At 35.4% G+C, this 302-nt stretch carries 1 protein-coding gene; it reads right to left on the bottom strand.

Features of this window, described 5'->3' with window-relative positions:
* Window positions 1-302 (bottom strand): aromatic acid exporter family protein (locus tag ACM615_RS24220; RefSeq protein ID WP_431012682.1); only part of this gene is annotated, 302 nt, incomplete at both ends.

Raw genomic sequence — 302 nt, forward strand, 5'->3', positions numbered from 1 at the left:
ATGTTGTCCCATAATGATTAATGCAGTTACACTTGCTAATGTAGCAACATGGGCTAAGTTAAATCTGAATAAAATTGCAATTAATAATATAACTGTGACACCCATAATAATGAAATTATCACTAAAGATCGTCACCATAGTGACAGCCAATAACGCACCAATAATGTTACCTATAGCTTGGTCTGAAACTGTTTTTATCGACTTATAGACACTGGGTTGCATTGCAACAACAGCACTGACGCCGGCTAATGATTTAAGACCAACATTATCAGGTAGTAAAGAAGCGATAGACATAGCTAATA

It is taken from the genome of Rahnella sp. PAMC25617, assembly GCF_050606005.1.
GTDB lineage: Bacteria > Pseudomonadota > Gammaproteobacteria > Enterobacterales > Enterobacteriaceae > Rahnella > Rahnella variigena.